Source organism: Klebsiella terrigena, assembly GCF_006539725.1.
GTDB classification, from domain to species: Bacteria; Pseudomonadota; Gammaproteobacteria; order Enterobacterales; family Enterobacteriaceae; genus Klebsiella; species Klebsiella terrigena.
This window is the reverse complement of the sequence record NZ_BJNO01000033.1, coordinates 1-23,732: the sequence shown is the minus strand read 5'-3', so window position 1 is coordinate 23,732 and position 23,732 is coordinate 1. Positions and strand designations below refer to the sequence as shown.

The following is a 23,732-nucleotide window of genomic DNA, read 5'->3' as shown; positions in this document are numbered from 1 at the left end:
GCCGCGCAACACCAGCGAGGCGCATGTCATGAGTTACCTGTTAGCGTTAGATGCCGGGACCGGCAGCATTCGGGCGGTGGTTTTCGATCTTGCGGGGCGCCAGGTGGCGGTCGGCCAGGCCGAATGGAAGCACCTGAGCGTGGAAAATGTTCCCGGCTCGATGGAGTTCGACCTGATCACCAACTGGCAGCTGGCCTGCCAGTGCATCCGCCAGGCGCTCGGCGCCGCTCACCTCAGCGCGGCGGATATTCAGTCCGTCGCCTGCTGCTCGATGCGCGAAGGGATCGTTTTATATGACCGCAACGGCGAGGCCATCTGGGCCTGCGCCAACGTCGACGCGCGCGCCAGCCGCGAGGTGGCGGAGCTCAAAGAGATCCACGATTTCCGCTTTGAGTCCGAAGTATATGAGGTCTCCGGCCAAACCCTGGCGCTCAGCGCCATGCCGCGCCTGCTGTGGCTGGCCCACCATCGCCCGGATATCTATCGCCAGGCGGCTACCGTCACCATGATCAGCGACTGGCTGGCGGCAAAACTCTCCGGCGAACTGGCCGTCGACCCGTCCAATGCAGGTACCACCGGGATGCTCGATCTGTTCAGCCGCGACTGGCGTCCGGCGCTGCTGGATATGGCCGGACTGCGCGCCGATATGCTCTCGCCGGTGAAAGAGACCGGCACGCTGCTGGGGGCGGTTACCGACGCCGCGGCGCAGCAGTGCGGACTGCGGGCAGGCACGCCGGTGGTGATGGGCGGCGGCGACGTGCAGCTGGGCTGCCTCGGCCTCGGGGTAGTGCGCGCGGGGCAGACCGCCGTGCTGGGAGGCACCTTCTGGCAGCAGGTGGTCAACCTGCCGCAGCCGCGCACCGACCCGGAGATGAATATTCGCGTCAATCCCCACGTCATTCCCGGCATGGCCCAGGCGGAGTCGATTAGCTTCTTTACCGGCCTCACCATGCGCTGGTTCCGCGACGCCTTCTGCGCCGAAGAGAAGCTGGTGGCCGAGCGCCTCGGCGTGGACGCCTACTCTCTGCTGGAGGAGATGGCCAGCCGGGTGCCCGCCGGCTCCCACGGGGTGATGCCGATCTTCTCCGATGCGATGCATTTTAAGCAGTGGTACCACGCCGCGCCGTCGTTTATTAACCTCTCCATCGACCCGGAAAAGTGCAATAAAGCGACCCTGTTCCGCGCGCTGGAAGAGAATGCGGCGATTGTCTCGGCCTGTAATCTCGCGCAGATCTCCCGCTTCTCGGGGGTCACCTTCGATAGCCTGGTCTTCGCCGGCGGCGGGTCGAAGGGCGCGCTGTGGAGCCAGATCCTCAGCGACGTCACCGGCCTGCCGGTGCGCGTCCCGGTGGTGCGCGAGGCCACCGCCCTCGGCTGCGCCATCGCCGCCGGAGCCGGTGCCGGGCTGTACGCCGATATGGCGGCGACGGGTGAAAAGCTGGTGGGCTGGCATCAGGAGTTTACCCCCAACCCGGCGCATCGCGAGCTCTATCAGGAGATGATGAGCAAATGGCAGTCGGTCTACGCCGACCAGCTCGGGCTGGTAGACAGCGGGCTGACCACCTCCATGTGGCAGGCGCCGGGGCTTGAGCCGGCTGCGCGCCGCCACCGGGTCTAGCCCACCGGCCGCCGCGCCATCGCAGAGAGCCGATGGCGCCCGGCCACGCATCATTCTTTGAATCCCATCACAATCGCCGCACTCCCCTTTTCCCTTTTCGCCGGCGACGGCTAAATTAGTAACTCATCCGACCACATAACAATAATGTTACATATTCGACCCTGGAAGCCATTATGAGCCACTATCCGTCGTTATTCGCTCCGCTCGACCTGGGCTTTACCCAGCTTAAAAACCGCGTGCTGATGGGCTCCATGCATACCGGGCTGGAGGAACACGCCGACGGCGCGGAGCGGCTGGCGGCCTTTTACGCCGAGCGCGCGCGTCACGGGGTTGCGCTGATTGTGACCGGCGGCGTGGCGCCTGCCGCCTCCGGCGTTACGATGGCCGGCGGCGCGGTGCTTAACGACGCCAGCCACCTTGCGCATCACCGGCACATTACCGACGCGGTGCACCGCGAAGGCGGCAAAATTGCCCTGCAGATCCTGCATACCGGCCGCTACAGCTACCAGCCGCAGCTGGTCGCCCCTTCGCCGCTGCAGGCCCCGATTAACCGCTTTACCCCGCACACCCTGAGCCACGATGAGATTCTGCAGCTGATCGACGATTTTGCCCTCTGCGCCCAGCTGGCGCGGGAAGCGGGCTATGACGGCGTCGAAGTGATGGGCTCGGAAGGCTACCTGATCAACGAATTCCTCGCCGCGCGCACCAACCACCGCGACGACGACTGGGGCGGCGACTACGCTCAGCGCATGCGCTTTGCCGTCGAGGTCGTACGGGCCGTGCGCCAGCGCGCGGGCGCCGACTTTATTATTATTTATCGCCTGTCGATGCTCGATCTGGTGCACGACGGCAGCACCCTGCCGGAAGTGATTATGCTGGCAAAAGCCATTGAGTCGGCGGGCGCGACGATTATCAACACCGGCATCGGCTGGCACGAGGCGCGCATTCCGACCATCGCCACGCCGGTGCCGCGCGGCGCCTTTAGCTGGGTGACCCGCAAGCTGAAAGGTGCGGTGTCGATTCCGCTCATCACCACCAACCGAATTAACGATCCGCAGGTGGCGGAGGCGATCCTCGCCCGCGGCGACGCCGATATGGTGTCGATGGCCCGCCCTTTCCTCGCCGACGGTGAATTCCTGACGAAGGCGCAAAGCGGCCGGGCGGATGAGATCAATACCTGCATCGGCTGCAACCAGGCCTGCCTCGATCGGATCTTCGTCGGTAAAGTGACCTCCTGCCTGGTTAACCCTCGCGCCTGCCACGAAACCCTGATGCCGGTCACCCCTGCCGCCGCGCCGAAACGGCTGGCGGTAGTCGGCGCCGGCCCCGCAGGACTAGCCTTTGCCGTCAACGCCGCCTCGCGCGGGCACCGCGTGACGCTGTTCGACGCGCAAAAAGAGATCGGCGGCCAGTTTAATATCGCCAAACAGATCCCCGGCAAAGAGGAGTTCTATGAAACCCTGCGCTACTACCGGCGGATGCTGGAACTGACCGGCGTCGATCTGCAGCTTAATACGCCGATCGACGCCGATCGGCTAATGGCGTTTGATGAGACGATCCTCGCCACCGGTATCGCGCCGCGGATGCCGGATATCGACGGCATTACGCATCCAAAGGTGCTGAGCTATCTCGACGTGCTGCGCGATAAGGCGCCGGTGGGCGACAGCGTGGCGATTATCGGCTGCGGCGGCATCGGCTTTGATACCGCGATGTACCTCAGCCAGCCGGGGCCCGCCACCAGCCAGGATATTGCCGGGTTCTGCGAGGAGTGGGGAATTGATACCAGCCTGCAGAGCGCGGGCGGACTGCGGGCGGAAGGCGCCCGGCTGCCGAAAAGCCCGCGCAGGATCGTCATGCTTCAGCGTAAAGCCGGTAAGCCCGGCGACGGCTTAGGCAAAACCACCGGCTGGATCCACCGCGCCACCCTGCTGGCTCGCGGCGTGAAAATGATCCCGTCGGTAAGCTATCAGAAGATCGACGATGAGGGGCTGCACGTGACGATCGACGGCGAAACCCAGCTGTTCAGCGTCGATCGGGTGATTATCTGCGCCGGCCAGGAGCCGAAGCGCGAGCTGGCGGATCCGCTGCGGGCGGCGGGGAAAAGGGTGCATCTGATAGGCGGCTGCGACGTGGCGACGGAGCTCGATGCCCGCCGCGCGATTGCCCAGGGAACCCGACTGGCGCTGGAGATTTAGCGCCAATCGCCCGGCGGCGCAGCGCCTTTGTGGGCAACCGCCGCCGGCAGGTCAGTGAATCAGCGCAGCCTGCGCGCCTTCACCGCTTTCAATACCACGAACTTATTGTTGGTGGCGACGGTGGTGCAGTTGCCGAAGATTTTCTTCAGCTTATGGAAATAGTCCAGGTGACGGTTCGCCACGATGTACAGCTCGCCGTTGACCTTCAGGCAGCGGCGCGCATGGTGGAACATCTCCCAGGCGATATTATCCGTCAGCGCATGCTTCTGGTGGAACGGCGGGTTGCACAGCACGGCGTTAAAGCGGAAAGGCTCCACGCCCGACAGCGCGTTGTTAATCATAAATTCGCAGCGGTCCAGCGCTTCCGGCATGTTGGTTTCAACGTTCAGGCGGCTGGAGGCAACGGCCATCGGCGATTCATCAACAAACACCACGCTGGTCAGCGGGTTTTTCTCCAGCAGCGTCAGGCCAACCACGCCGTTGCCGCAGCCGAGATCGACAATCTCACCTTCGAGGTTGGAAGGAAGATGCTCGATAAAGAAGCGTGCGCCAATATCCAGCCCGGTGCGGGAGAAGACGTTCGCATGGTTGTGGATAGTCCAGTCGGTGCCGTCCAGCTTCCAGCTGAGGGTTTCCGGGGCATCGGCCAGCGCCGGTGCGCTGAAGGTGCAGTTGATCAGGCGCGCTTTCTTCCAGGCCAGGGTCGTGGTGGTCGGGCCCAGCACCTTTTCAAACAGCTCCAGCGTGGAGGTATGAATATCCCGCGCCTTGGCTCCCGCGATAATGCGGGTTTGCGGCGTCACCACCAGGCGCAGCGCGCGCAGCTGCTGCTCCAGCAGCGCCATCGTTTTCGGCACTTTTATCAGCACCACGCCCGGCGCCTGCGGGTATTCGGCGGTGCTGTCGAGAAACTTGACGCTGGATTCAGCAATATCGTTATGGCGCAGGTTCTCACGAGTGGCGAGCTCGGTGAGGTACGAGTCGCCGATGCTGTAAGGCGTATGTTCGGCCAGCGCGCAGCTCAAGGCGCCAAAGGTGTCGTTCAGAATCAGGACCGGGCCGTTAATCTCCGTATCGTCCAACTGCTGCAGCAGGTATTCATCCGCCGCTTCCCACGCCAGCAGTGGGTTAACGTCGTCCGTTTCCGGGAAACGTTTCAGTGTCAGTGAACGGAAACCGTTGTCTAAGTGGCTCATCGGCCCTCCTGAGTGGTAAAATTTTGGCGTTATCCCTGAAAAGGGTGCGTGAGTATACCCTTTTTATTTTTTATTTGGGGCTTTGATGAGTCAACTAACTTACCTGCAGGGCTATCCGGAGAGTTTACTCTCTCAGGTGCGCACATTAATTGCCGAGCAGCGCCTTGGCGCGGTGCTGGAAAAACGCTATCCACAGAGCCACGACGTCAACAGCGATAAGGCGTTGTATCAATATACCCAGGATCTGAAAACCCGCTTTTTGCGCGGCGCGGCGCCGGTGAATAAAGTGATGTATGACAGCAAGATCCACGTGCTGAACAACGCGCTCGGCCTGCATACCGCCATTTCGCGCGTGCAGGGCGGCAAGCTGAAGGCGAAGGCCGAAATTCGGGTCGCGACGGTGTTCCGCGATGCGCCGGAAGCCTTTCTGCGGATGATTGTGGTTCATGAGCTGGCGCATCTGAAAGAAAAGGACCACAACAAAGCCTTCTATCAGCTCTGCTGCTATATGGAGCCGCAGTACCACCAGCTGGAGTTCGATACCCGCCTGTGGCTAACGCACCTTTCGCTAAATCGTTCTGCGCAGTAGCGCACTGGTTTTGTCATGATGGCATGCTAGAGTGGCAAAAGGTTCCCTTTCACGGAGTTCGTCAACCTTTATGATTCGTTTCGCAGTTGTTGGCACAAACTGGATAACCCGCCAGTTTGTCGATGCCGCCCATGAAACCGGCAAGTATAAGCTCACCGCCATCTACTCCCGCAGCCTTGAACAAGCGCAGGCTTTCGCTAACGATTACCCGGTCGAACACCTGTTCACCTCGCTGGACGATCTGGCGCAGAGCGATGCCGTTGACGCGGTGTATATCGCCAGCCCGAACTCCCTGCACTTCCCGCAAACGCACCTGTTTTTGACGCATAAAAAGCACGTGATTTGCGAAAAACCGCTGGCCTCCAATATCCGCGAAGCCGAAGCCGCTATCGCCGCCGCGAAGGAAAACCAGGTGGTGCTGTTCGAAGCCTTTAAAACCGCCAGCCTGCCCAACTTCCAGCTGCTGCAGCAATCGCTGAGCAAAATTGGCCGCCTGCATAAAGCCTTTATCAACTACTGCCAGTACTCTTCACGCTATCAGCGCTACCTCGACGGCGAGAACCCCAACACCTTCAATCCGGCCTTCTCTAACGGCTCGATCATGGATATCGGCTTTTACTGCCTGGCCTCGGCGGTCGCGCTGTGGGGCGAGCCGCGCGCCGTCCACGCCAGCGCCAGCCTGCTGGAGAGCGGCGTCGACGCCCAGGGCACGGTGGTGCTGAGCTATCCTGATTTCGACGTCACCCTGCACCATTCGAAAGTGAGCGACTCGACGCTGCCGAGTGAAATCCAGGGGGAAGCCGGCGCGCTGGTTATCGAGAAAATCTCCGAATGCCAGAAGGTGTGCTTCATTCCGCGCGGCGGGAAAGCCCAGGACCTGACGCAGCCGCAGCATATCAATACTATGCTGTATGAAGCGGAAGAGTTTGCCCGGCTGGTTGAAGCCAATCAGGTTACTCACCCGGGCCTGGAGGTTAGCCGCATTACGGCGAAGCTGCTGAGCGAAATTCGCCGTCAGACCGGGGTCGTTTTCCCGGCGGATAGCCTGCCTGCGGCGTAAAAGAGTGTAAGGTGCCGTCAGCGACCATTGACGCCATTTATGACTTGTAATACTTTGTTACGCGCAAAGGGGAGTAACTTCCTTGCCGGTGGATCGTCATTACGATGCGTGTCAAAGCGCATCCGGTCGCCGGGCAACGGTAAAAGGCCGCGTCCTGTGGGCGAGTCCTTTTACCGTTGTAAGTGAGACCTTGCCGGAAGGCGAGGTCTATGCATAAACACGCAGCGGCTGCCGTCTTCCGACGTCAGCCGTTTTGTTTTTATGTAAGGAATATCGTAATGAATAGTGTCGGCACACCGTTGTTATGGGGCGGATTCGCTGTTGTCGTGACGATCATGCTGGCTATCGACCTGCTGCTTCAGGGACGTCGCGGTGCGCATAGCATGACCATGAAGCAGGCCGCGGGCTGGTCAATTTTGTGGGTCACGCTCTCCCTCCTCTTTAACGCCGCTTTCTGGTGGTATCTGGTACAAACCGAAGGACGCGCGGTCGCCGATCCGCAGGCGCTGGCCTTCCTCACCGGCTACCTGATCGAGAAAGCGCTGGCCGTTGATAACGTCTTTGTCTGGCTGATGCTGTTTAGCTACTTCGCCGTACCGCCTGCGCTACAGCGTCGGGTGCTGGTATACGGGGTTCTTGGGGCGATCGTGCTGCGTACGGTGATGATTTTCGCCGGCAGCTGGCTTATCTCCCAGTTTGAGTGGCTGCTCTATATCTTCGGCGCATTCCTGCTGTTTACCGGCGTGAAGATGGCGCTGGCGAAAGAGGATGATTCCGGCATCGGCGATAAGCCGCTGGTTCGCTGGATCCGCAGCCACCTGCGGATGACCGATAAAATTGAGGGCGAGCACTTCTTTACCCGGCAAAACGGCGTGCTGTTCGCCACGCCGCTGCTGCTGGTGCTGATCCTCGTGGAGATAAGCGACGTCATTTTCGCCGTCGATAGCATTCCGGCTATTTTCGCCGTCACCACCGATCCGTTTATCGTCCTGACCTCGAACCTGTTCGCGATCCTCGGCCTGCGCGCGATGTACTTCCTGCTGGCAGGCGTGGCGGAACGCTTCTCGATGCTGAAATACGGCCTGTCGATCATTCTGGTCTTTATCGGTATCAAGATGCTGATCGTCGATTTCTACCATATCCCGATCGGCATTTCGCTCGGTACGGTCGGTGGGATTCTGGCGCTGACGCTGCTGATCAACGCCTGGGTCAACCAGCAGCACGATAAGAAAAAGCGGCTGCAGTAAGCCGCTCATGGGCCGGGTGGAGTCCCCTTTCCCCCGGCCCTTCGCCTTTACCGCGCATTATTTTACCAATGTCACAAAATCGTTAAAATACAGTTAAAAAATCAGATCCCGCCGCAATAAGCAGCATTTTACGCTTCCTCCCTGGCGCTGTTTCCGTATACTCAACCAGGCAAACATTTACTTACATCCGGACATAAACGTAACAAATAATACGCCCCGGAGCGGAAAGCCACATCACTGGAAGGAATAAATCATGACGACTCACACTCCCCCATCAGGCCTGCTGAAGCGCCTGTCCCAGGGTAGCCTGGTGAAACAAATTTTACTGGGTCTGGTTCTCGGCGTGCTGCTGGCACTGGTGTCAAAACCTGCCGCAATCGCCGTTGGCCTGCTGGGAACGCTGTTCGTCGGGGCGCTGAAAGCCGTCGCCCCGGTGCTGGTTCTGATGCTGGTTATGGCCTCAATCGCCAACCACCAGCAGGGGCAAAAGACCAATATTCGCCCGATTTTATTCCTTTATCTGCTGGGCACCTTCAGCGCCGCGCTGACCGCCGTGCTGTTCAGCTTTATCTTCCCTTCCACGCTGCATCTGACCACCGCCGCCGACAGCATTACGCCGCCCTCCGGGATCGTAGAAGTGCTGCGCGGGCTGCTGATGAGCATGGTGGCAAACCCCATTGATGCCCTGCTCAACGCCAACTATATCGGGATTCTGGTATGGGCCGTGGGTCTGGGATTTGCGCTGCGCCACGGTAACGAAACCACGAAGAATCTGGTTAACGACGTCTCCAACGCGGTGACCTTCATCGTGAAGGTGGTGATTCGTTTCGCGCCGCTGGGTATCTTCGGCCTGGTCTCCTCGACCCTGGCGACGACCGGGTTTGATACGCTGTGGGGCTACGCCCAGCTGCTGCTGGTGCTGGTAGGCTGTATGCTGCTGGTCGCGCTGGTGATTAACCCGCTGCTGGTATTCTGGAAGCTTCGCCGCAATCCCTATCCGCTGGTATTGATGTGCCTGCGTGAAAGCGGCGTGTACGCCTTCTTTACCCGCAGCTCCGCGGCGAATATTCCGGTCAATATGGCCTTGAGCGAGAAGCTGAACCTGGATCGTGACACCTATTCGGTTTCTATCCCGCTCGGCGCCACCATCAATATGGCCGGAGCCGCCATCACCATTACGGTGCTGACGCTGGCGGCGGTTTATACCCTGGGTATCCCGGTCGATTTACCTACGGCTCTGCTGCTCAGCGTCGTGGCTTCCCTGTGCGCCTGCGGCGCTTCCGGCGTGGCGGGCGGCTCGCTGCTGCTGATCCCATTAGCCTGCAACATGTTCGGTATCCCGAACGACGTCGCCATGCAGGTCGTGGCCGTCGGCTTTATCATCGGCGTCCTGCAGGACTCCTGTGAAACCGCGCTGAACTCCTCCACCGACGTGCTGTTTACCGCCGCGGTCTGTATTGCCGAAGACGAGCAGCTGGCGAAAAACGCTCTGCGCAGCTAATCCGCGGCCCCAGTAAGGGCCTGTAAAACACAACGGCGTATCATCATCTGATACGCCGTTTTTGCATCGCCTTGCCCACTCTTTAACTCCGCAGTTTAGCCCTTCGCGGTCGCTAAACGGAGCCAACGCCGCGGCGGCGTAAAGAGTGACGCGTCATTAGAGAGTGACGCCGCTTTTAAAGATCGCCAGCTCGCGGAAGTCGTTGCGTTCGTTGCAGGTCTGCCTGCCGCTGGCAATCTCGGCGATTGTGTCGACAAACTCCTCCAGCAGCTGCGGCATGGCTTTACCGTGAATCAGCTGGCCGGCATCGAAATCAATCCAGTGTTTCTTTTTCGCCGCCAGCTCGCTGTTGGTGGCGATTTTTACCGTCGGCACGAAGCCGCCGTAAGGCGTACCGCGCCCGGTGCTGAATAGCACCATGTGGCAGCCGGCGCCGGCCAGCGCGCTGGTCGCCACCGCGTCGTTGCCCGGCGCACTCAGCAGGTTCAGGCCGTGCACCTTCAGGCGCTCGCCGTAGCGCAGGACGTCCACCACCTGGCTGGAGCCCGCTTTCTGCGTGCAGCCCAGCGACTTATCTTCGAGGGTGGTGATGCCGCCCGCTTTATTGCCCGGCGATGGGTTCTCGTAAATCGGCTGGTTGTGTGCAATGAAGTACTGCTTAAAGTCGTTCACCATGGTGACCAGCTTGTCGAAGGTCGCTTCATCGCGGCAGTGGCTCATCAGCAGCTGCTCGGCGCCGAACATTTCCGGCACCTCCGTCAGTACGGTTGTGCCGCCGTTAGCGATCAGGTAGTCGGAAAAACGCCCCAGCATCGGGTTGGCGGTGATCCCCGACAGCCCGTCCGAGCCGCCACATTCGAGGCCAAACTTCAGCTCGCTGAGCTTGCCCGGTTCGCGCTTGTCCTCGCGCATCGCCTGATAAAGCTCGTGGAGATGTTCGATCCCCGCCTCTACTTCATCTTCCTGGGCCTGGCAGACCATAAAGCGCACGCGCTGCGGGTCGAAGTCGCCCAGCGTCTCCCGGAAGGCAGCGACCTGATTATTTTCACAGCCGAGGCCGATCACCAGCACCGCGCCGGCGTTGGGATGACGCACCATATTTTGCAGCATGGTGCGGGTATTGATATGGTCATCCCCCAGCTGCGAGCAGCCGTAGGTGTGGCTGAAGAGGAAAACGCCGTCGGTGCCTTCCGCGTCATGGGTCTCTTTCAGGAAGCGATTCTGAATCTGACGCGCAATGCCGTTGACGCAGCCAACGGTCGGCAGGATCCACAGCTCGTTGCGCACCCCGACATCGCCGTTAGCCCGGCGATAAATCTGCACCTCGCGATCGGCAGGCTGCGCCGACGGCTCGGCGAGATCCGGTTGATAGCTATACTCGTCAAGGTCGCTCAGGTTGGTCCGCGTATTGTGGGCGTGAATATGCTCCCCTGGCGCGATATCCGCCAGCGCATGACCAATGGGCAAACCATACTTAATGACGTTTTTTCCCTTCGCAATGCCGCATAGCGCGAACTTGTGCCCGCGGACGATATCCTGGCCTAGCGTGACTACCGCATCGTCGATAGTGACCGTCGTGCCTGCCGCCATATCAGCCAACGCCACCGCGACGTTGTCCTGCGAATGGATTTTAATGTATTGCATATCAACCGACCTCTGGTCTTAGTTCAGTTCAATGGCGAAGTAATCACGCGCATTGTTAAAGCAGATGTTTTGCACCATCTCGCCCAGCAGCTGAATATCCGCCGGCGCTTCTCCTGCCTCTACCCAGCGGCCGATCATCTGGCACAGGATGCGGCGGAAATATTCATGGCGCGTGTAGGAGAGGAAGCTGCGGCTGTCGGTCAGCATGCCGACGAAGCGGCTCAGCAGGCCAAGCTGAGCCAGCTGGGTCATTTGACGCTCCATGCCGTCTTTCTGATCGTTGAACCACCAGCCGGAACCGAACTGCATCTTGCCCGGCATCCCCTCGCCCTGGAAGTTACCGATCATGGTGCCCAGTACTTCGTTATCGCGCGGGTTCAGGCAGTAGAGGATGGTTTTCGGCAGCAGGTTCTCTTCATTCTGCTTGCTCAGCAGCTTCGACAGCTCTTCCGCCATCGGCCGATCGTTGATGGAGTCGAAACCAACGTCCGGCCCTAACAGCTTGAACTGGCGCTGGTTGTTGTTACGCAGCGCGCCGATGTGGTACTGCTGTACCCAGCCGCGGCGGGCGTACTCTGCGCCGAGGAACACCAGCACGGCGGTTTTGAACTGCGCGACTTCGCGCTCGCTCAGGACGGCACCGGTCAGGCGGCGGGCGAGGATGCTATCCAGCTCGGCCTCGCTGGCTTCGGCAAACAGCACCACGTCCAGCGCATGGTCGGAGACTTTACAGCCGTGGGCCGCGAAGTGATCGAGACGCTTCGTTAACGCAGACTGCAGGTCGGCAAAGCGGCGAATATCGGTATCGGATACTTCGCCCAGCGTCGCCATATAGTCACTGAAGGTCGCCTGTTCGATATTAAACGCCTTATCCGGACGCCAGCTCGGCAGGACTTTGGTGGTGAAGCTCGCGTCTTTTGCTACCGCCGCGTGGTGTTCCAGCGAATCAACCGGATCGTCGGTCGTCCCGACCATTTTCACGTTCATCTGCTGCATGATGCCGCGGGCAGAAAAACGCTCCTCCGCCAGCAGCGCGTTGCACCGATCCCAGATCTCATCGGCGGTAGCCGGAGACAGCACCTTACCTGTAATACCAAAAGGACGACGCAGCTCAAGATGCGTCCAGTGGTATAACGGGTTGCCAATGGTATGCGGCACGGTAGCGGCCCAGGCGGCAAACTTCTCGCGATCCGACGCATCGCCGGTACACAGGCGTTCAGCAACGCCGTTTGTGCGCATCGCGCGCCATTTGTAATGATCGCCTTTCAGCCAGATGTCATACAGATTTTTAAAACGATAATTTTCGGCAATCTGCTGCGGAGGCAGGTGGCAGTGATAGTCGAAAATCGGCTGTTCTTTGGCGTAGTCATGGTACAGACGGCGGGAAAATTCGGTATCAAGCAGAAAATCTTCAGTCATAAACGGTGTCATTTTCTTTTCCTCTTCGCCCCTTTGCGGAGCCCTTCAGATGATTGACTATCATGCTGACAAAGTTATCACACCAATTTCCAGAGACCGAAATCTTTTTCGTGAGTTAGATCAATAAACGCTGACAAAAAAATTACCGCCAAAGGAGTAAAAACTTCGCCAGGCCGCGCCAGTACTGGCTTTGCTCGCAGAGGATAATACCCCCATAAACTTTCCCACTTTTGTGACGGCACTCAACCTTTGAAGTTGTATGACAAGTTATCTTGCTTTCGTCGAAACATATGAACCGACGGAATGTATTACCGATGACGACAGGCATCGGATTGAACGGTATGGATGCCGGATTAAACATAACGATTGATGGCAAGGTTCGGGCCATATGGGTTTCCCACCCTGAGCCCTCCGTTCTCCCTCTTCATCGCCGTTACGGGGCTGAAGATGGCCGCACTCGCTGCGGATATAAAACAAACGATGAGGTTTTACATGCGTAAAATTAAAGGGTTACGTTGGTATATGATCGCACTGGTGACATTGGGCACCGTGCTGGGGTACCTGACGCGTAACACTGTGGCTGCGGCTGCGCCAACTCTGATGGAAGAGTTACACATCTCCACCCAACAGTATTCCTATATCATCGCGGCCTACTCGGCTGCTTATACCGTTATGCAGCCTGTTGCGGGCTACGTGCTGGATGTTCTCGGTACCAAAATCGGCTACGCCTTCTTCGCTATCGCCTGGGCTATTTTCTGTGGCTCAACGGCACTGGCAGGCAGCTGGGGCGGATTAGCCCTGGCGCGTGGCGCCGTGGGTGCCGCTGAAGCCGCCATGATCCCAGCGGGCCTGAAGGCCAGCTCGGAATGGTTCCCGGCCAAAGAGCGCTCCATTGCCGTTGGCTACTTCAACGTTGGCTCCTCGATCGGCGCGATGATCGCGCCGCCGCTGGTGGTCTGGGCGATTGTGATGCACAGCTGGCAGATGGCGTTCATCATCTCCGGCGTCCTGAGCTTCGCATGGGCTATGGCGTGGCTGGTGTTCTATAAGCACCCGCGTGACCAGAAAAAATTAACCAGCGAAGAGCGCGACTACATCATCGGCGGCCAGGAGTCTCAGCATCAGACCAACAACGGTAAGAAGATGTCGCCGTGGCAGATCCTGCGCAACCGTCAGTTCTGGGGTATCGCCCTGCCGCGCTTCCTTGCGGAGCCGGCCTGGGGGACCTTCAACGCGTGGATCCCGCTGTTCATGTTTAAAGTGTATGGCTTTAACCTGAAAGAGATCGCCATGTTCGCATGGATGCCGATGCTGTTCGCTGACCTCGGCTGCATCGTGGGTGGCTACCTGCCGCCGCTGTTCCAGCGCTGGTTTGGCGTCAACCTGATCGTCTCGCGTAAAATGGTCGTCACCATGGGCGCCGTACTGATGATTGGCCCGGGTATGATTGGCCTGTTCACCAGCCCGTTCGTGGCTATCGCCCTGCTGTGCGTCGGCGGCTTTGCTCACCAGGCGCTGTCCGGGGCGCTGATTACGCTCTCTTCCGACGTATTCGGTCGTAATGAAGTGGCGACCGCTAACGGCCTGACCGGTATGGCAGCCTGGATGGCGAGCACCATGTTTGCGCTGGTGGTCGGCGCGCTGGCGGACACCATCGGCTTTAGCCCGCTGTTTGCCGTGCTGGCGGTCTTCGATCTGCTGGGTGCCATCGTCATCTGGACCGTACTGAAGAACAAATCGGCGGACGACGATCCCACCCCGCTCAGCACCAGTAAACCGGTGACGCAAAGCTAGCGACTGCACCGCAAGATTGACCCGCTCAAGCCGCCTCGATAAAGGCGGCTTTTTCATGCCTGGCAGTGGTGGGATGCGCGTAAAAGTGGTATAACAAATCCAATATTGTCGCCATCTTCCGGGAGCGAATATGGAAATCACAGAACCACGTCGTTTGTATCAACAGCTGGCCGCAGAGTTGAAGGCACGTATTGAACAAGGTGTCTACCTGGTGGGCGATAAGCTGCCCGCAGAGCGGTTTATTGCCGACGAGAAAAGCGTTAGCCGTACCGTGGTTCGCGAAGCCATTATCATGCTGGAAGTCGAAGGCTATGTGGAAGTGCGCAAAGGCTCGGGCATTCACGTTATCTCCAATCATCCGAAGCACCAGCAGCCGATCGACGAGACCCTGGAGTTCGCCAACTACGGTCCGTTTGAGCTGCTGCAGGCCCGACAGCTGATTGAGAGCAATATCGCCGAGTTTGCCGCCACCCAGGTGACCAAGCAGGACATCATGAAGCTTATGGAGATCCAGGAGAACGCGCGCAAAGAGAAGTGCTTCCGCGATTCCGAGTGGGACCTCCAGTTTCACGTTCAGGTTGCGCTGGCGACCCAGAACTCCGCCCTCGCGGCGATTGTCGAAAAAATGTGGACCCAGCGCGTGCACAACCCCTACTGGAAAAAACTGCACGACCATATCGACATGCGCACCGTCGATAGCTGGTGCGACGATCACGATCAGATCCTTAAAGCGCTGATTCGTAAAGATCCGCACGCCGCGAAGCTGGCGATGTGGCAGCACCTGGAAAACACCAAGCTGATGCTGTTCAACGAAACCAGCGATGATTTTGAATTCAACGCCGATCGCTACCTGTTTGCGGAAAATCCGGTTGTTCACCTCGATACCGCCGCCAACGGCGTAAAATAAGCGATTATCCTCATTCCGGGCCGACGACCAGCGTTCGCCCGCCATCCTGACCAGGTAAGCAAACATCTATAGTGTCAGCCTGTGTAAAGACACTCGCCACTCGCCGCCGCAATCAGCAAAATCAACAAGCAACAAACTGCAATTTATCTGCCGTAAAGTCAGCGGTTTTGTTACAATTAGATGCATTTCGTCGTTCTGCAGCTCGCATTTGCTTATCTTTATCTGATGCACGCCTATCCCTTCAGGGTACGTGCAGAGAGCAAAGGAAGAGATACCCGGTAGCGTGGATAGCAATAGCGGCTGGTTTTTCCGCGCAAAAGTAGCCTGGAACGACCTGAAGAAGATGATGCCAGACAGGGATCCGTTCAGACCGCATCAGCAGCGACCATAATCCAATAACAACCTATGTCGCTATATTTACACTGCGTTCAGACGTACCGTTAACCGATGTACCAGGAATCGTGAATGGAACTATTAACCCAATTGTTAAATGCTCTATGGAGCCAGGATTACGAAACTCTCGCCAATCCCTCCATGATTGGCATGCTGTATTTCGTCTTATTTATGATTTTATTCCTCGAAAACGGCCTGCTTCCGGCCGCTTTTTTACCGGGCGATAGCCTGCTGGTTTTGGTTGGCGTCCTGATTGCTAAAGGCGCAATGGGCTTCCCCGAAACGCTGCTGCTGCTCACAACGGCCGCCAGCCTCGGCTGCTGGCTGAGCTATATTCAGGGCCGCTGGCTGGGCAACACGCGGATTGTGCAGAACTGGCTTTCGCATCTGCCGTCCCACTATCATCAGCGCGCGCACCATCTGTTCCATAAGCACGGGCTTTCCGCGCTGCTGATTGGCCGCTTTATCGCTTTCGTTCGTACCCTGCTGCCGACCATTGCCGGCATCTCGGGGCTGAACAATGCGCGCTTCCAGTTCTTTAACTGGATGAGCGGCCTGCTGTGGGTACTGATTCTGACCTCCCTGGGCTACCTGCTGGGCAAAACGCCGGTATTCCTGAAATATGAAGATCAGCTCATGTCCTGCCTGATGCTGCTGCCGGTGGTGCTGCTGGTATTTGGCTTAATCGGCTCGCTCGTGGTGATGTGGAAGAAAAAACACAGAAGTCGGGGCTGATGATGGTTAATAAACGCCCTTCTCTGCGTAAGTTGGGCTGGATGCTGGGCGGTTCACTTTTGCTGTGCGCCCTGTTCTGGCTATGGCTGGCGGCGCAACAGCAGGAAGCCACCCTCGCTATCCACCCCGCAAGTCAGGATGTTGGCATGCCGGACGGCTTTTCCGTCTGGCACCATCTTGATGCCAACGGTATTCGTTTTAAAAGCATCACGCCGCAAAAAGATGGCCTGCTGATCAAATTTGATTCCAGCGCCCAGGGAATAGCGGCGAAAGAAGTGCTGGGACGCGCCCTGCCGCACGGCTATATTATTGCTTTGCTGGAGGAAGATAACACGCCGACAGCATGGCTCTCCCGCCTGCGCGATACGCCACACAGGTTTGGATAATTTCCAAAATTCTGAATATTTTCACGCAGTTTGGTGATTTCCTGTTTTCCTTACTATGCTTAAGACTGCGGGAGCCACCGGGCTGACGTTAATCAACTGGATCGGGTCTATCCTACGGATATGCCCTCACACAATGGAAGGTAGCATCCATGAAACACCGCATCGCTTTGATCCTGGTTTTAACTTCGCTTAGCTCCAGCGCCTTTGCCATCTCCCCCTGTCAGGAAAAAGAGCAGGATATCCAGCGGGAGATTAGCTATGCCGAGAAACATCATAATCAGAACCGTATTGATGGCCTCAATAAGGCGCTGCGTGAAGTTCAGGCCCACTGTAGCGACAGTAAGCTCAAAGCCGATCACCAGCAAAAAATCGCTAAGCAGCGGGAAGAGATTAGCGAACGTCAGCGCGATCTGCGCGAAGCCGAACAGAAAGGCGATGCTGAGAAAATCAGCAAGCGCCAGCATAAACTTGATGAAGCGCAGCAAGAGCTGAAAGCGCTTGAGTCACGTGAGTACTAGTATGTATATGGACCACTCTACAGGAGAGAAAGATGCCTAAAGATAACGTTGCAGACGACCTGCGTGCAGAACTGAAAACTCTGGCTGATACCCTGGAAGAAGTGCTGAACTCCTCCACGGATAAATCGAAGGAAGAGATAGGCAAGCTGCGTAGCAAAGCAGAAAGCGCGCTGAAAGAGAGCCGCGTACGTCTGGGTGAAACCGGCGATGCCATCGTCAGGCAGACCCGTGAAAGCGCCGCGCGCGCCGATGAGTACGTTCGCGAAAATCCGTGGACCGGCGTAGGTATTGGCGCAGCCGTTGGGCTGGTGCTGGGTGTCCTGCTGACGCGTCGCTAATTATGGCGGACTCTCAACGCACGCAAGGACCGGGTCAGAGCGTTTTCGGCATCGGCCAGCGCATCGTATCGCTGCTGGTTGAAATGGTGGAAACGCGTCTGCGTCTGGTGGTCGTGGAGCTGGAAGAAGAGAAGGCTAACCTCTTCCAGCTGTTCCTGATGCTGGGGCTGACCCTGCTGTTCGCCGCGTTCGGCTTGATGAGCCTGCTGGTGCTCATTATCTGGGCCGTCGATCCGCAGTATCGCCTGAACGTCATGATCGCCACCACCGTCGTGCTGCTGCTCGCTTCGCTGATCGGCGGTATCTGGACGCTACGCAAGGCCCGGCGTTCGACGTTCCTGCGCCATACCCGCACGGAGCTGGCTAACGACAGAGCGCTGCTGGAGGATGATTAACCGTGAGCAGTCAACAGGAACGTGAGCGGCGCAAGACGCTTCTGCTGCGCCAGATCCAGCAGCAGCGGCTGGATTTAACCGCCGGCCGCCGCGACTGGCTGGCAGCCACCGCCCCGCTCGACCGGGGCTGGCTGACGCTGCAAAACCTGCGCTCGTGGGCGCTGGTCGGCAGCGGCGTGATGGCCATCTGGTCCGTTCGCCACCCGCGCTTTCTTATGCGCTGGACCCGGCGCGGCGTCGGCGTCTGGAGTACCTGGCGCATGGTTAAAGGCCTGCTGCGCCAGCAATCATCGCGCTAGGCACACCGCGCTGAGTTCCCCCACCTGCTTTGTTCTCAGGACCTTAACCGGTCCTTTTATTTGCCTGTCTCCCGGGCAGTTACTCAGAATTCTTGATGAAGATCTACAGTTTTCCTTGCTAACAATTCCCTCAACGTCTCGCTAATATTCACTCCATCGACAGCAACCCCGCGTAACTACGCAGGATTGCACCAAAAAACAAAACCGCCGCCCTTTGGGTTTTCTGGAGTAAGAAATGAAAAAATTAGAAGATGTTGGTGTACTGGTAGCACGTATCCTGATGCCAATCCTGTTTATTACCGCAGGCTGGGGAAAAATCACCGGGTATGCAGGCACTCAGCAATACATGGAAGCCATGGGCGTCCCGGGTGCATTACTGCCGTTAACCATTCTGCTTGAGTTCGGCGGCGGCCTGGCCATCCTGTTCGGCTTCCTGACCCGTACGACCGCGCTGTTCACCGCCGGTTTTACCCTGCTGACCGCGTTCCTGTTCCACAGCAACTTTGCTGAAGGCGTGAACTCGCTGATGTTCATGAAAAACCTGACCATCGCAGGCGGCTTCCTGCTGCTGGCTATCACCGGTCCAGGCGCATTCAGCATCGACCGCGTGCTGAATAAAAAGTGGTAAGCACACTATACTGAATCAAAAAGCGAGGAGATATCTCCTCGCTTTTGCTATCTACAGTCTGAAGGAGGAAACGATGGGACAATTAGTCGACGGCGTCTGGCACGATACCTGGTATGACACCAAATCCACCGGAGGACGATTCAAGCGTTCCGTTTCGGCCTTCCGTAACTGGCTGACCGCCGATGGCGCACCCGGACCGAGCGGCGATGGCGGCTTTGCTGCCGAAAAAGATCGCTATCATCTGTACGTCTCCCTCGCCTGCCCCTGGGCGCATCGCACCCTGATTCTGCGCAAGCTAAAAGGCCTGGAGCCATTTATCTCCGTCTCGGTCGTCAATCCCCTGATGTTCGAGAACGGCTGGACGTTCGATAGCAGCTTCCCGGACGCCACCGGCGATACGCTGTATCAGCACCAGTTTCTCTACCAGCTCTATCTGCATGCCGACCCGCAATATACCGGGAGAGTGACGGTGCCGGTCCTGTGGGATAAGAAGCTGCAAACTATCGTCAGCAACGAGTCAGCTGAAATTATTCGTATGTTCAATACCGCCTTCGACGGGCTGGGGGCAACCGCCGGCGATTACTACCCGCCTGCATTGCGCGAGAACATCGATGAGCTGAACGGCTGGATTTACGACAGCGTGAATAACGGCGTTTATAAAGCCGGGTTCGCCACCAGCCAGCAGGCTTATGATGAAGCCGTTGATGGCGTATTTGCTTCGCTGGAACGCCTGGAGCAGATCCTCGGCCAGCACCGTTACCTGACGGGCAGCCAGCTAACCGAAGCCGATATTCGTCTGTGGACCACCCTCGTGCGCTTCGACCCGGTGTATGTCACCCACTTTAAGTGCGACCAGCGGCGCATCAGCGATTACCCAAATTTGTACGGCTTCCTGCGCGATATCTATCAGATGCCGGGCATTGCCGAGACCGTCGATTTTGGCCATATTCGCAACCACTACTACCGCAGCCATAAAACCATCAACCCGACCGGAATTATCTCCGTCGGTCCGCAGCAGGATCTGCACGAGCCGCACGGCCGTGACCTTCTTTTCCGCTGATATATCGGGCGCCCCCAGCGGCGCCTGAAATTTCACAGCCGCGATATTTACCCGCCTTTCATTCCCGTCTATTCTTATTACGATCGCTTTAAAAACAAGTGATTGACGGCTAATCGAGGCATAGACATGGACTGGTATCTACAGGTAATAAGAAACTATATTGGCTTTGGCGGTCGCGCCCGTCGTAAAGAGTACTGGATGTTTATTCTGGTCAATATCATCCTCACCGGCGTGCTCAGCATTATCGATAAAATGCTGGGCTGGCAGCGAGCGGGGGGTGAAGGCATCCTGACGACGATTTACGGCGTGCTGATCTTTTTGCCATGGTGGGCGGTGCAGTTTCGGCGTTTGCACGACACGGACCGTTCGGCGTGGTGGCTACTGCTGCTGCTGATCCCGGTCATCGGCTGGCTGGCGATTCTGGTCTTCAATTGCCAAAGCGGAACGCCCGGAAATAACCGCTTCGGACCCGACCCTAAACCCCTTTCATAGCTCATTATGCGCACCGCCTTCGCGCGGTGCGCAGCGCTGATTTACTTCCCGGTAAACAGTCTGGGAATTTCCCGCAGGCACCAGGATTTGGCCTCGCCCATGCTATCGCGGCGCCAGGCCATAATAATGTCAATCTCATTGGTATATTCCGGGCTGACAACCCGTAAGCGCCCTTCGGCAATATCCTGCTCCACCAGCGGATAGGGCATGGTCGCCACTCCCAGCCCTGCCAGCAGCGCCTGGCGCTTATCTTCAATGGTGCTGACCGTTAAACGCGGCTGCTTGTCGAGCAGCTGCACCGTCAGCACCGGACGCTCACGCGCGGTATCCGCTACCGCCACGCCGCGATACTTCACCCGCGTGACTTCGGAAAGCGGCTCCGGCTCCTGATGAATAGGGTGATTCGGCGCGGCAACATAGACATTCAGCACCGAATAGAGCTTACGCGAGTTAATTTCCGACGAAGAGCGAAAATGCATATCCGGCGCAACGACGATATCCGCCCGTCCCTGCTCCAGGCGCTCCCATGCGCCGGCGAGCACTTCGGTAATGACCGAGAGCTGGGTGTTCGATTTGGTCGCCAGCTTTTCAATCAGCGGGAAGAAATCGGTGGTCGGCACCAGCGCTTCGGTGACGATGGTCAGATGCGTTTCCCAACCGCGGGACAGCGCTTCGGCATCGGTGGTGAGCTTATCCGCCGCCTCCAGCAGGACCCGTCCGCGCTCCAGCAGCATGCGGCCCACGTTGGTGAATTTTGTTCGATGACCGGAGCGGTCAAACAGCACCACGTCCAGCTCCTCTTCCAGTTTTTGCATCGTGTAGCTGAGTGCAGAAGGGACGCGTCCCAGCTCGTCAGCCGCGGCGGCAAAGCTCCCGCGCCGGTCGATCGCATCCATTACGCGCAACGCTTCCAGCGTTAATGCTCTCTCTCTGGCCATAGCACTCTCATTCAGGAAATTTGAATATACCGGGCAGAATATCTGGCTAACAATACAGCGTCCATACCTTTACCATTGTTTTAGTGTAAAGAGAGGTCAAGACAATGATTACTACCCGAACAGCCAAACAATGCGGACAAGCAGATTTCGGCTGGCTGCAGGCCCGCTACACCTTTTCCTTTGGACACTACTTCGACCCTAAACTGTTAGGCTACGCCTCCCTGCGCGTGCTCAACCAGGAAGTTCTGGCACCGGGCGCATCGTTCCAGCCGCGCACCTACCCGAAGGTCGATATCCTGAACCTGATCCTGGAAGGGGAAGCGGAGTACCGCGATAGCGACGGCAACCACGTGCAGGCCAAAGCCGGCGAAGCGCTGCTGATTTCGACCCAGCCGGGCGTCAGCTATAGCGAGCATAATCTGAGTAAAGATTGTTCGCTCACGCGGATGCAGCTGTGGCTGGATGCCTGCCCGGAGCGCGAAAATCCGCTGGTACAGAAGATGAGTATCACCGAGGGTCCGCAGCAGCTGCTGGCTTCACCGGACGGCGCGCAGGATAGTTTGCAGCTACGCCAGCAGGTCTGGATCCATCATCTCGATCTGGCGAAAGGCGAGAGGATTAACATGCAGCTTCACGGACCGCGCGCCTATCTGCAGTCTATTCACGGGACCGTGCACGCCGTAGCGCATGAAGAGGAAAAGCAGGCGCTGACCTGCGGCGATGGCGCCTTTATTCGTGATGAAGCTAACATTACCCTCGTTGCCGATACGCCTTTGCGCGCTTTACTGATAGATTTACCGGTGTAAAAACGGGAGTCATGGAGCTTATCAGTGAGTAAGAAGAAACCGAAGAAGACCGCATCGCCGATTCAGCCGACCTTGCCGGAAACAACCCACGTCGTCGGCTTTGGCTACGAAGAGATGCTCAGCGAGCTGGAGGCTATCGTCGCCGATGCGGAGATACGACTTCAGGATGAAGAAAACGCCGCCTGATGCCAAAAATCGGCTCCTGCCGGGGCCGACTCTGCTTCCGCTGTTATTATCTGCGCGAGAGGTTATGACGCGCGCTGAATAAGCGCCTGCTGGGATGAATTCACCAGTTGAATATCCATCCTCGGGCCCGGCAGCACAATATTATGCTCATCCAGCGACTCTTTAATGGTCTCCAGCAGATCGAAATAGGTATCCCAGTATTCAACGTTTTTCACCCACACGCGGACGGTGAAGTTAAGCGTTGACGGCCCGAGCTCAATAAGGCGCACCGTCGTGCCGCGGGATTTATCAATACGCGACTCTTTATCAACAACGTTCTGAATAACGTTTTTGACCTCCGCAATGCGGCTTTGATACGCCACGCCCAGCAGCAGATCGATACGACGATACGGATGACGGGAGTAGTTCACGATGCTGTCGGCAATGATTTTGCCGTTGGGGATCACCACTTCTTTATTATCAACGGTGAGCAGCGTCGTTGAGAAAACGTGAACCGTTTGCACAACCCCGGACACCGCGCCAACCTGGACAAAGTTACCCGCGCGGAAGGGGCGTAGCGTGACCAGCAGCACGCCGGCGGCAAAGTTCGACAGCGACCCCTGCAGCGCAAGGCCAATCGCCAGGCCAGCTGCGCCAATAACGGCAATAATCGACGAGGTTTCGATACCGACTCTTCCCAGCGCCGCCACGATGGCAAACGCCATCGTAATATAGCGAACGATCGCCGCGAAGAAATGAACCACCGTCGCGTCGACGTTTCTGCGCAACAGGAGCCTTTCGATAGTCTTTGATAATAATTTAGAAACCAGTTTACCCACAAAGAGTAAAATAACCGCGGCCGCAATATTCCAGCCAAACTGCATAATCGTATCGCCATGACCTTCCAGCCATGCAATTGCGTTTTTAACCTGTGGGAATAAAACAAAGTCTTTCATAATAAGCACTCCGGACTCAGGCTAAGAAAAATTAATATGCCATCCATTAGTACTTAATAGTGCAAAGCACCTGTCAGGGACAGTAGATAAAATGGATAAAACACGCCAATACTAAGCCAGACAGTATCCCCGAGCGCGCCATCAAAAACAGCAATAAAAATGTTTAATTTTATACAACCCGCGCCATCCGTTATATATCCCGGCGGCCCGCGGTGAAGAATAATATCACGCCGGCGCGGTGCCAAATTAAAGCTGCAGGTCATGGCGTGTCGAATGAGTTGAAGCTGGCCGCTAAGCCGCGTTCTTTCCATGAAGAGCGTCGTGGACAGTCATTCGCTCTTTCTGCCCCATCCTTTTCTTTCTGCCTAATCCTTTGCGCAGAAAGCAAAAACCCCGCCGAAGCGGGGTTTTCTGAAGAGTTGAAGCTGGCCGCTAAGCCGCGCTCTTTTCATG

Annotated in this window: 25 protein-coding genes; 20 read left to right on the top strand and 5 right to left on the bottom strand. The window is 57.7% G+C overall.

What is annotated here, in order from left to right:
* Positions 1–28 precede the first annotated feature (28 nt).
* Both lsrK and RTE01_RS24415 read left to right on the top strand, forming a co-directional pair.
* Positions 29–1,618, top strand: coding sequence for an autoinducer-2 kinase (gene lsrK, locus RTE01_RS24420; RefSeq protein WP_134527859.1), 1,590 nt, complete (start codon positions 29–31; stop codon positions 1,616–1,618).
* Positions 1,619–1,791: 173 nt separating this feature from the next.
* Complete coding sequence (locus RTE01_RS24415; protein WP_141335433.1) at positions 1,792–3,813, top strand: NADPH-dependent 2,4-dienoyl-CoA reductase; 2,022 nt, start codon at positions 1,792–1,794, stop codon at positions 3,811–3,813.
* 59 nt (positions 3,814–3,872) lie between these two features.
* Here RTE01_RS24415 and rlmG read toward each other — a convergent pair whose 3' ends face one another.
* A complete protein-coding gene (rlmG, locus tag RTE01_RS24410; protein WP_041147336.1) occupies positions 3,873–5,009 on the bottom strand; it encodes a 23S rRNA (guanine(1835)-N(2))-methyltransferase RlmG in 1,137 nt (378 codons plus the stop codon).
* Between the two features lie 85 nt (positions 5,010–5,094).
* Between rlmG and RTE01_RS24405 the strand changes: the two genes are divergently transcribed.
* From RTE01_RS24405 to sstT, 4 genes are all read left to right on the top strand, one after another.
* Complete coding sequence (locus RTE01_RS24405) at positions 5,095–5,598, top strand: M48 metallopeptidase family protein (protein WP_041147337.1); 504 nt, start codon at positions 5,095–5,097, stop codon at positions 5,596–5,598.
* Between the two features lie 70 nt (positions 5,599–5,668).
* Positions 5,669–6,658 (top strand): Gfo/Idh/MocA family protein, encoded by a 990-nt coding sequence (locus tag RTE01_RS24400; protein WP_041147338.1) that lies wholly within the window; start codon positions 5,669–5,671, stop codon positions 6,656–6,658.
* 278 nt (positions 6,659–6,936) lie between these two features.
* The gene (locus RTE01_RS24395) at positions 6,937–7,905 is read left to right on the top strand and encodes a TerC family protein (protein WP_134527862.1); all 969 of its coding nucleotides are present in this window, start codon (positions 6,937–6,939) and stop codon (positions 7,903–7,905) included.
* Positions 7,906–8,158: 253 nt separating this feature from the next.
* Positions 8,159–9,406 (top strand): serine/threonine transporter SstT, encoded by a 1,248-nt coding sequence (gene sstT / locus RTE01_RS24390; protein ID WP_041147340.1) that lies wholly within the window; start codon positions 8,159–8,161, stop codon positions 9,404–9,406.
* A gap of 156 nt (positions 9,407–9,562) precedes the next feature.
* On the opposite strand, the gene RTE01_RS24385 is transcribed toward sstT, so the two are convergent.
* Together RTE01_RS24385 and uxaC are read right to left on the bottom strand one after the other, a co-directional pair.
* On the bottom strand, positions 9,563–11,050 hold the full coding sequence (locus RTE01_RS24385) for a UxaA family hydrolase (protein WP_134527864.1): 1,488 nt from the start codon (positions 11,048–11,050) through the stop codon (positions 9,563–9,565).
* Positions 11,051–11,068: 18 nt separating this feature from the next.
* The gene (uxaC, locus tag RTE01_RS24380; RefSeq protein WP_041147342.1) at positions 11,069–12,481 is read right to left on the bottom strand and encodes a glucuronate isomerase; all 1,413 of its coding nucleotides are present in this window, start codon (positions 12,479–12,481) and stop codon (positions 11,069–11,071) included.
* A gap of 480 nt (positions 12,482–12,961) precedes the next feature.
* On the opposite strand from uxaC, the gene RTE01_RS24375 reads away from it, so the two are divergent.
* The 11 genes from RTE01_RS24375 to RTE01_RS24325 all read left to right on the top strand — a co-directional run bounded on the left by RTE01_RS24375 (position 12,962) and on the right by RTE01_RS24325 (position 20,414).
* Entirely contained in the window at positions 12,962–14,263 is a 1,302-nt protein-coding gene (locus RTE01_RS24375; RefSeq protein WP_041147343.1) for an MFS transporter, read from the top strand.
* Between the two features lie 130 nt (positions 14,264–14,393).
* Entirely contained in the window at positions 14,394–15,170 is a 777-nt protein-coding gene (gene exuR / locus RTE01_RS24370) for a transcriptional regulator ExuR (RefSeq protein ID WP_041147344.1), read from the top strand.
* A 465-nt stretch (positions 15,171–15,635) separates the two neighbouring features.
* The gene (gene yqjA / locus RTE01_RS24365) at positions 15,636–16,298 is read left to right on the top strand and encodes a DedA family general envelope maintenance protein YqjA (protein WP_041147345.1); all 663 of its coding nucleotides are present in this window, start codon (positions 15,636–15,638) and stop codon (positions 16,296–16,298) included.
* A complete protein-coding gene (mzrA, locus tag RTE01_RS24360) occupies positions 16,298–16,684 on the top strand; it encodes an EnvZ/OmpR regulon moderator MzrA (protein WP_172620402.1) in 387 nt (128 codons plus the stop codon). Before yqjA ends, mzrA begins: the two co-directional genes overlap by 1 nt.
* A gap of 149 nt (positions 16,685–16,833) precedes the next feature.
* Positions 16,834–17,202 carry a DUF1090 domain-containing protein gene (locus RTE01_RS24355; RefSeq protein ID WP_041147346.1) on the top strand — a complete coding sequence of 123 codons (369 nt, stop codon included), beginning with the start codon at positions 16,834–16,836 and terminating at the stop codon, positions 17,200–17,202.
* Between the two features lie 32 nt (positions 17,203–17,234).
* Complete coding sequence (locus RTE01_RS24350; protein WP_041147347.1) at positions 17,235–17,540, top strand: DUF883 family protein; 306 nt, start codon at positions 17,235–17,237, stop codon at positions 17,538–17,540.
* A gap of 2 nt (positions 17,541–17,542) precedes the next feature.
* Positions 17,543–17,935 carry a phage holin family protein gene (locus tag RTE01_RS24345; RefSeq protein ID WP_041147348.1) on the top strand — a complete coding sequence of 131 codons (393 nt, stop codon included), beginning with the start codon at positions 17,543–17,545 and terminating at the stop codon, positions 17,933–17,935.
* 2 nt (positions 17,936–17,937) lie between these two features.
* The gene (locus RTE01_RS24340) at positions 17,938–18,234 is read left to right on the top strand and encodes a YqjK-like family protein (RefSeq protein WP_041147349.1); all 297 of its coding nucleotides are present in this window, start codon (positions 17,938–17,940) and stop codon (positions 18,232–18,234) included.
* Between the two features lie 235 nt (positions 18,235–18,469).
* Entirely contained in the window at positions 18,470–18,862 is a 393-nt protein-coding gene (locus RTE01_RS24335; protein ID WP_004867955.1) for a DoxX family protein, read from the top strand.
* Between the two features lie 73 nt (positions 18,863–18,935).
* Positions 18,936–19,922, top strand: coding sequence for a glutathione S-transferase family protein (locus tag RTE01_RS24330; protein WP_041147350.1), 987 nt, complete (start codon positions 18,936–18,938; stop codon positions 19,920–19,922).
* Between the two features lie 126 nt (positions 19,923–20,048).
* The gene (locus tag RTE01_RS24325) at positions 20,049–20,414 is read left to right on the top strand and encodes a DUF805 domain-containing protein (protein WP_041147351.1); all 366 of its coding nucleotides are present in this window, start codon (positions 20,049–20,051) and stop codon (positions 20,412–20,414) included.
* Between the two features lie 41 nt (positions 20,415–20,455).
* Here RTE01_RS24325 and RTE01_RS24320 read toward each other — a convergent pair whose 3' ends face one another.
* Positions 20,456–21,352: a LysR family transcriptional regulator gene (locus tag RTE01_RS24320; protein ID WP_041147352.1), complete on the bottom strand. Its 897-nt coding sequence runs from the start codon at positions 21,350–21,352 to the stop codon at positions 20,456–20,458.
* Positions 21,353–21,456: 104 nt separating this feature from the next.
* Between RTE01_RS24320 and RTE01_RS24315 the strand changes: the two genes are divergently transcribed.
* Positions 21,457–22,158, top strand: a complete 702-nt coding sequence (locus RTE01_RS24315; protein ID WP_134527867.1) for a pirin family protein — start codon at positions 21,457–21,459, stop codon at positions 22,156–22,158.
* A gap of 24 nt (positions 22,159–22,182) precedes the next feature.
* On the top strand, positions 22,183–22,344 hold the full coding sequence (locus RTE01_RS26230; RefSeq protein WP_166793755.1) for a hypothetical protein: 162 nt from the start codon (positions 22,183–22,185) through the stop codon (positions 22,342–22,344).
* Between the two features lie 62 nt (positions 22,345–22,406).
* On the opposite strand, the gene RTE01_RS24310 is transcribed toward RTE01_RS26230, so the two are convergent.
* Positions 22,407–23,279 carry a mechanosensitive ion channel domain-containing protein gene (locus tag RTE01_RS24310; RefSeq protein WP_134527870.1) on the bottom strand — a complete coding sequence of 291 codons (873 nt, stop codon included), beginning with the start codon at positions 23,277–23,279 and terminating at the stop codon, positions 22,407–22,409.
* Between the two features lie 212 nt (positions 23,280–23,491).
* Between RTE01_RS24310 and RTE01_RS26285 the strand changes: the two genes are divergently transcribed.
* On the top strand, positions 23,492–23,732 hold a 241-nt coding region (locus RTE01_RS26285), incomplete at its 3' end, for a hypothetical protein (RefSeq protein ID WP_218029269.1).

Excerpts from the sequence above, each read along its gene's own strand:
- rlmG (WP_041147336.1), bottom strand. The coding sequence starts at position 5,009 with ATGAGCCACTTAGACAACGGTTTCCGTTCACTGACACTGAAACGTTTC.
- lsrK (WP_134527859.1), top strand. The coding sequence starts at position 29 with ATGAGTTACCTGTTAGCGTTAGATGCCGGGACCGGCAGCATTCGGGCG.
- RTE01_RS24345 (WP_041147348.1), top strand. The coding sequence starts at position 17,543 with ATGGCGGACTCTCAACGCACGCAAGGACCGGGTCAGAGCGTTTTCGGC.
- RTE01_RS24375 (WP_041147343.1), top strand. The coding sequence starts at position 12,962 with ATGCGTAAAATTAAAGGGTTACGTTGGTATATGATCGCACTGGTGACA.
- RTE01_RS24385 (WP_134527864.1), bottom strand. The coding sequence starts at position 11,050 with ATGCAATACATTAAAATCCATTCGCAGGACAACGTCGCGGTGGCGTTG.
- RTE01_RS24350 (WP_041147347.1), top strand. The coding sequence starts at position 17,235 with ATGCCTAAAGATAACGTTGCAGACGACCTGCGTGCAGAACTGAAAACT.
- RTE01_RS24415 (WP_141335433.1), top strand. The coding sequence starts at position 1,792 with ATGAGCCACTATCCGTCGTTATTCGCTCCGCTCGACCTGGGCTTTACC.
- yqjA (WP_041147345.1), top strand. The coding sequence starts at position 15,636 with ATGGAACTATTAACCCAATTGTTAAATGCTCTATGGAGCCAGGATTAC.
- RTE01_RS24335 (WP_004867955.1), top strand. The coding sequence starts at position 18,470 with ATGAAAAAATTAGAAGATGTTGGTGTACTGGTAGCACGTATCCTGATG.
- RTE01_RS24395 (WP_134527862.1), top strand. The coding sequence starts at position 6,937 with ATGAATAGTGTCGGCACACCGTTGTTATGGGGCGGATTCGCTGTTGTC.
- RTE01_RS24325 (WP_041147351.1), top strand. The coding sequence starts at position 20,049 with ATGGACTGGTATCTACAGGTAATAAGAAACTATATTGGCTTTGGCGGT.
- sstT (WP_041147340.1), top strand. The coding sequence starts at position 8,159 with ATGACGACTCACACTCCCCCATCAGGCCTGCTGAAGCGCCTGTCCCAG.
- exuR (WP_041147344.1), top strand. The coding sequence starts at position 14,394 with ATGGAAATCACAGAACCACGTCGTTTGTATCAACAGCTGGCCGCAGAG.
- mzrA (WP_172620402.1), top strand. The coding sequence starts at position 16,298 with ATGATGGTTAATAAACGCCCTTCTCTGCGTAAGTTGGGCTGGATGCTG.
- uxaC (WP_041147342.1), bottom strand. The coding sequence starts at position 12,481 with ATGACACCGTTTATGACTGAAGATTTTCTGCTTGATACCGAATTTTCC.
- RTE01_RS24400 (WP_041147338.1), top strand. The coding sequence starts at position 5,669 with ATGATTCGTTTCGCAGTTGTTGGCACAAACTGGATAACCCGCCAGTTT.
- RTE01_RS24330 (WP_041147350.1), top strand. The coding sequence starts at position 18,936 with ATGGGACAATTAGTCGACGGCGTCTGGCACGATACCTGGTATGACACC.
- RTE01_RS24355 (WP_041147346.1), top strand. The coding sequence starts at position 16,834 with ATGAAACACCGCATCGCTTTGATCCTGGTTTTAACTTCGCTTAGCTCC.
- RTE01_RS24310 (WP_134527870.1), bottom strand. The coding sequence starts at position 23,279 with ATGAAAGACTTTGTTTTATTCCCACAGGTTAAAAACGCAATTGCATGG.
- RTE01_RS24320 (WP_041147352.1), bottom strand. The coding sequence starts at position 21,352 with ATGGCCAGAGAGAGAGCATTAACGCTGGAAGCGTTGCGCGTAATGGAT.
- RTE01_RS24405 (WP_041147337.1), top strand. The coding sequence starts at position 5,095 with ATGAGTCAACTAACTTACCTGCAGGGCTATCCGGAGAGTTTACTCTCT.
- RTE01_RS24315 (WP_134527867.1), top strand. The coding sequence starts at position 21,457 with ATGATTACTACCCGAACAGCCAAACAATGCGGACAAGCAGATTTCGGC.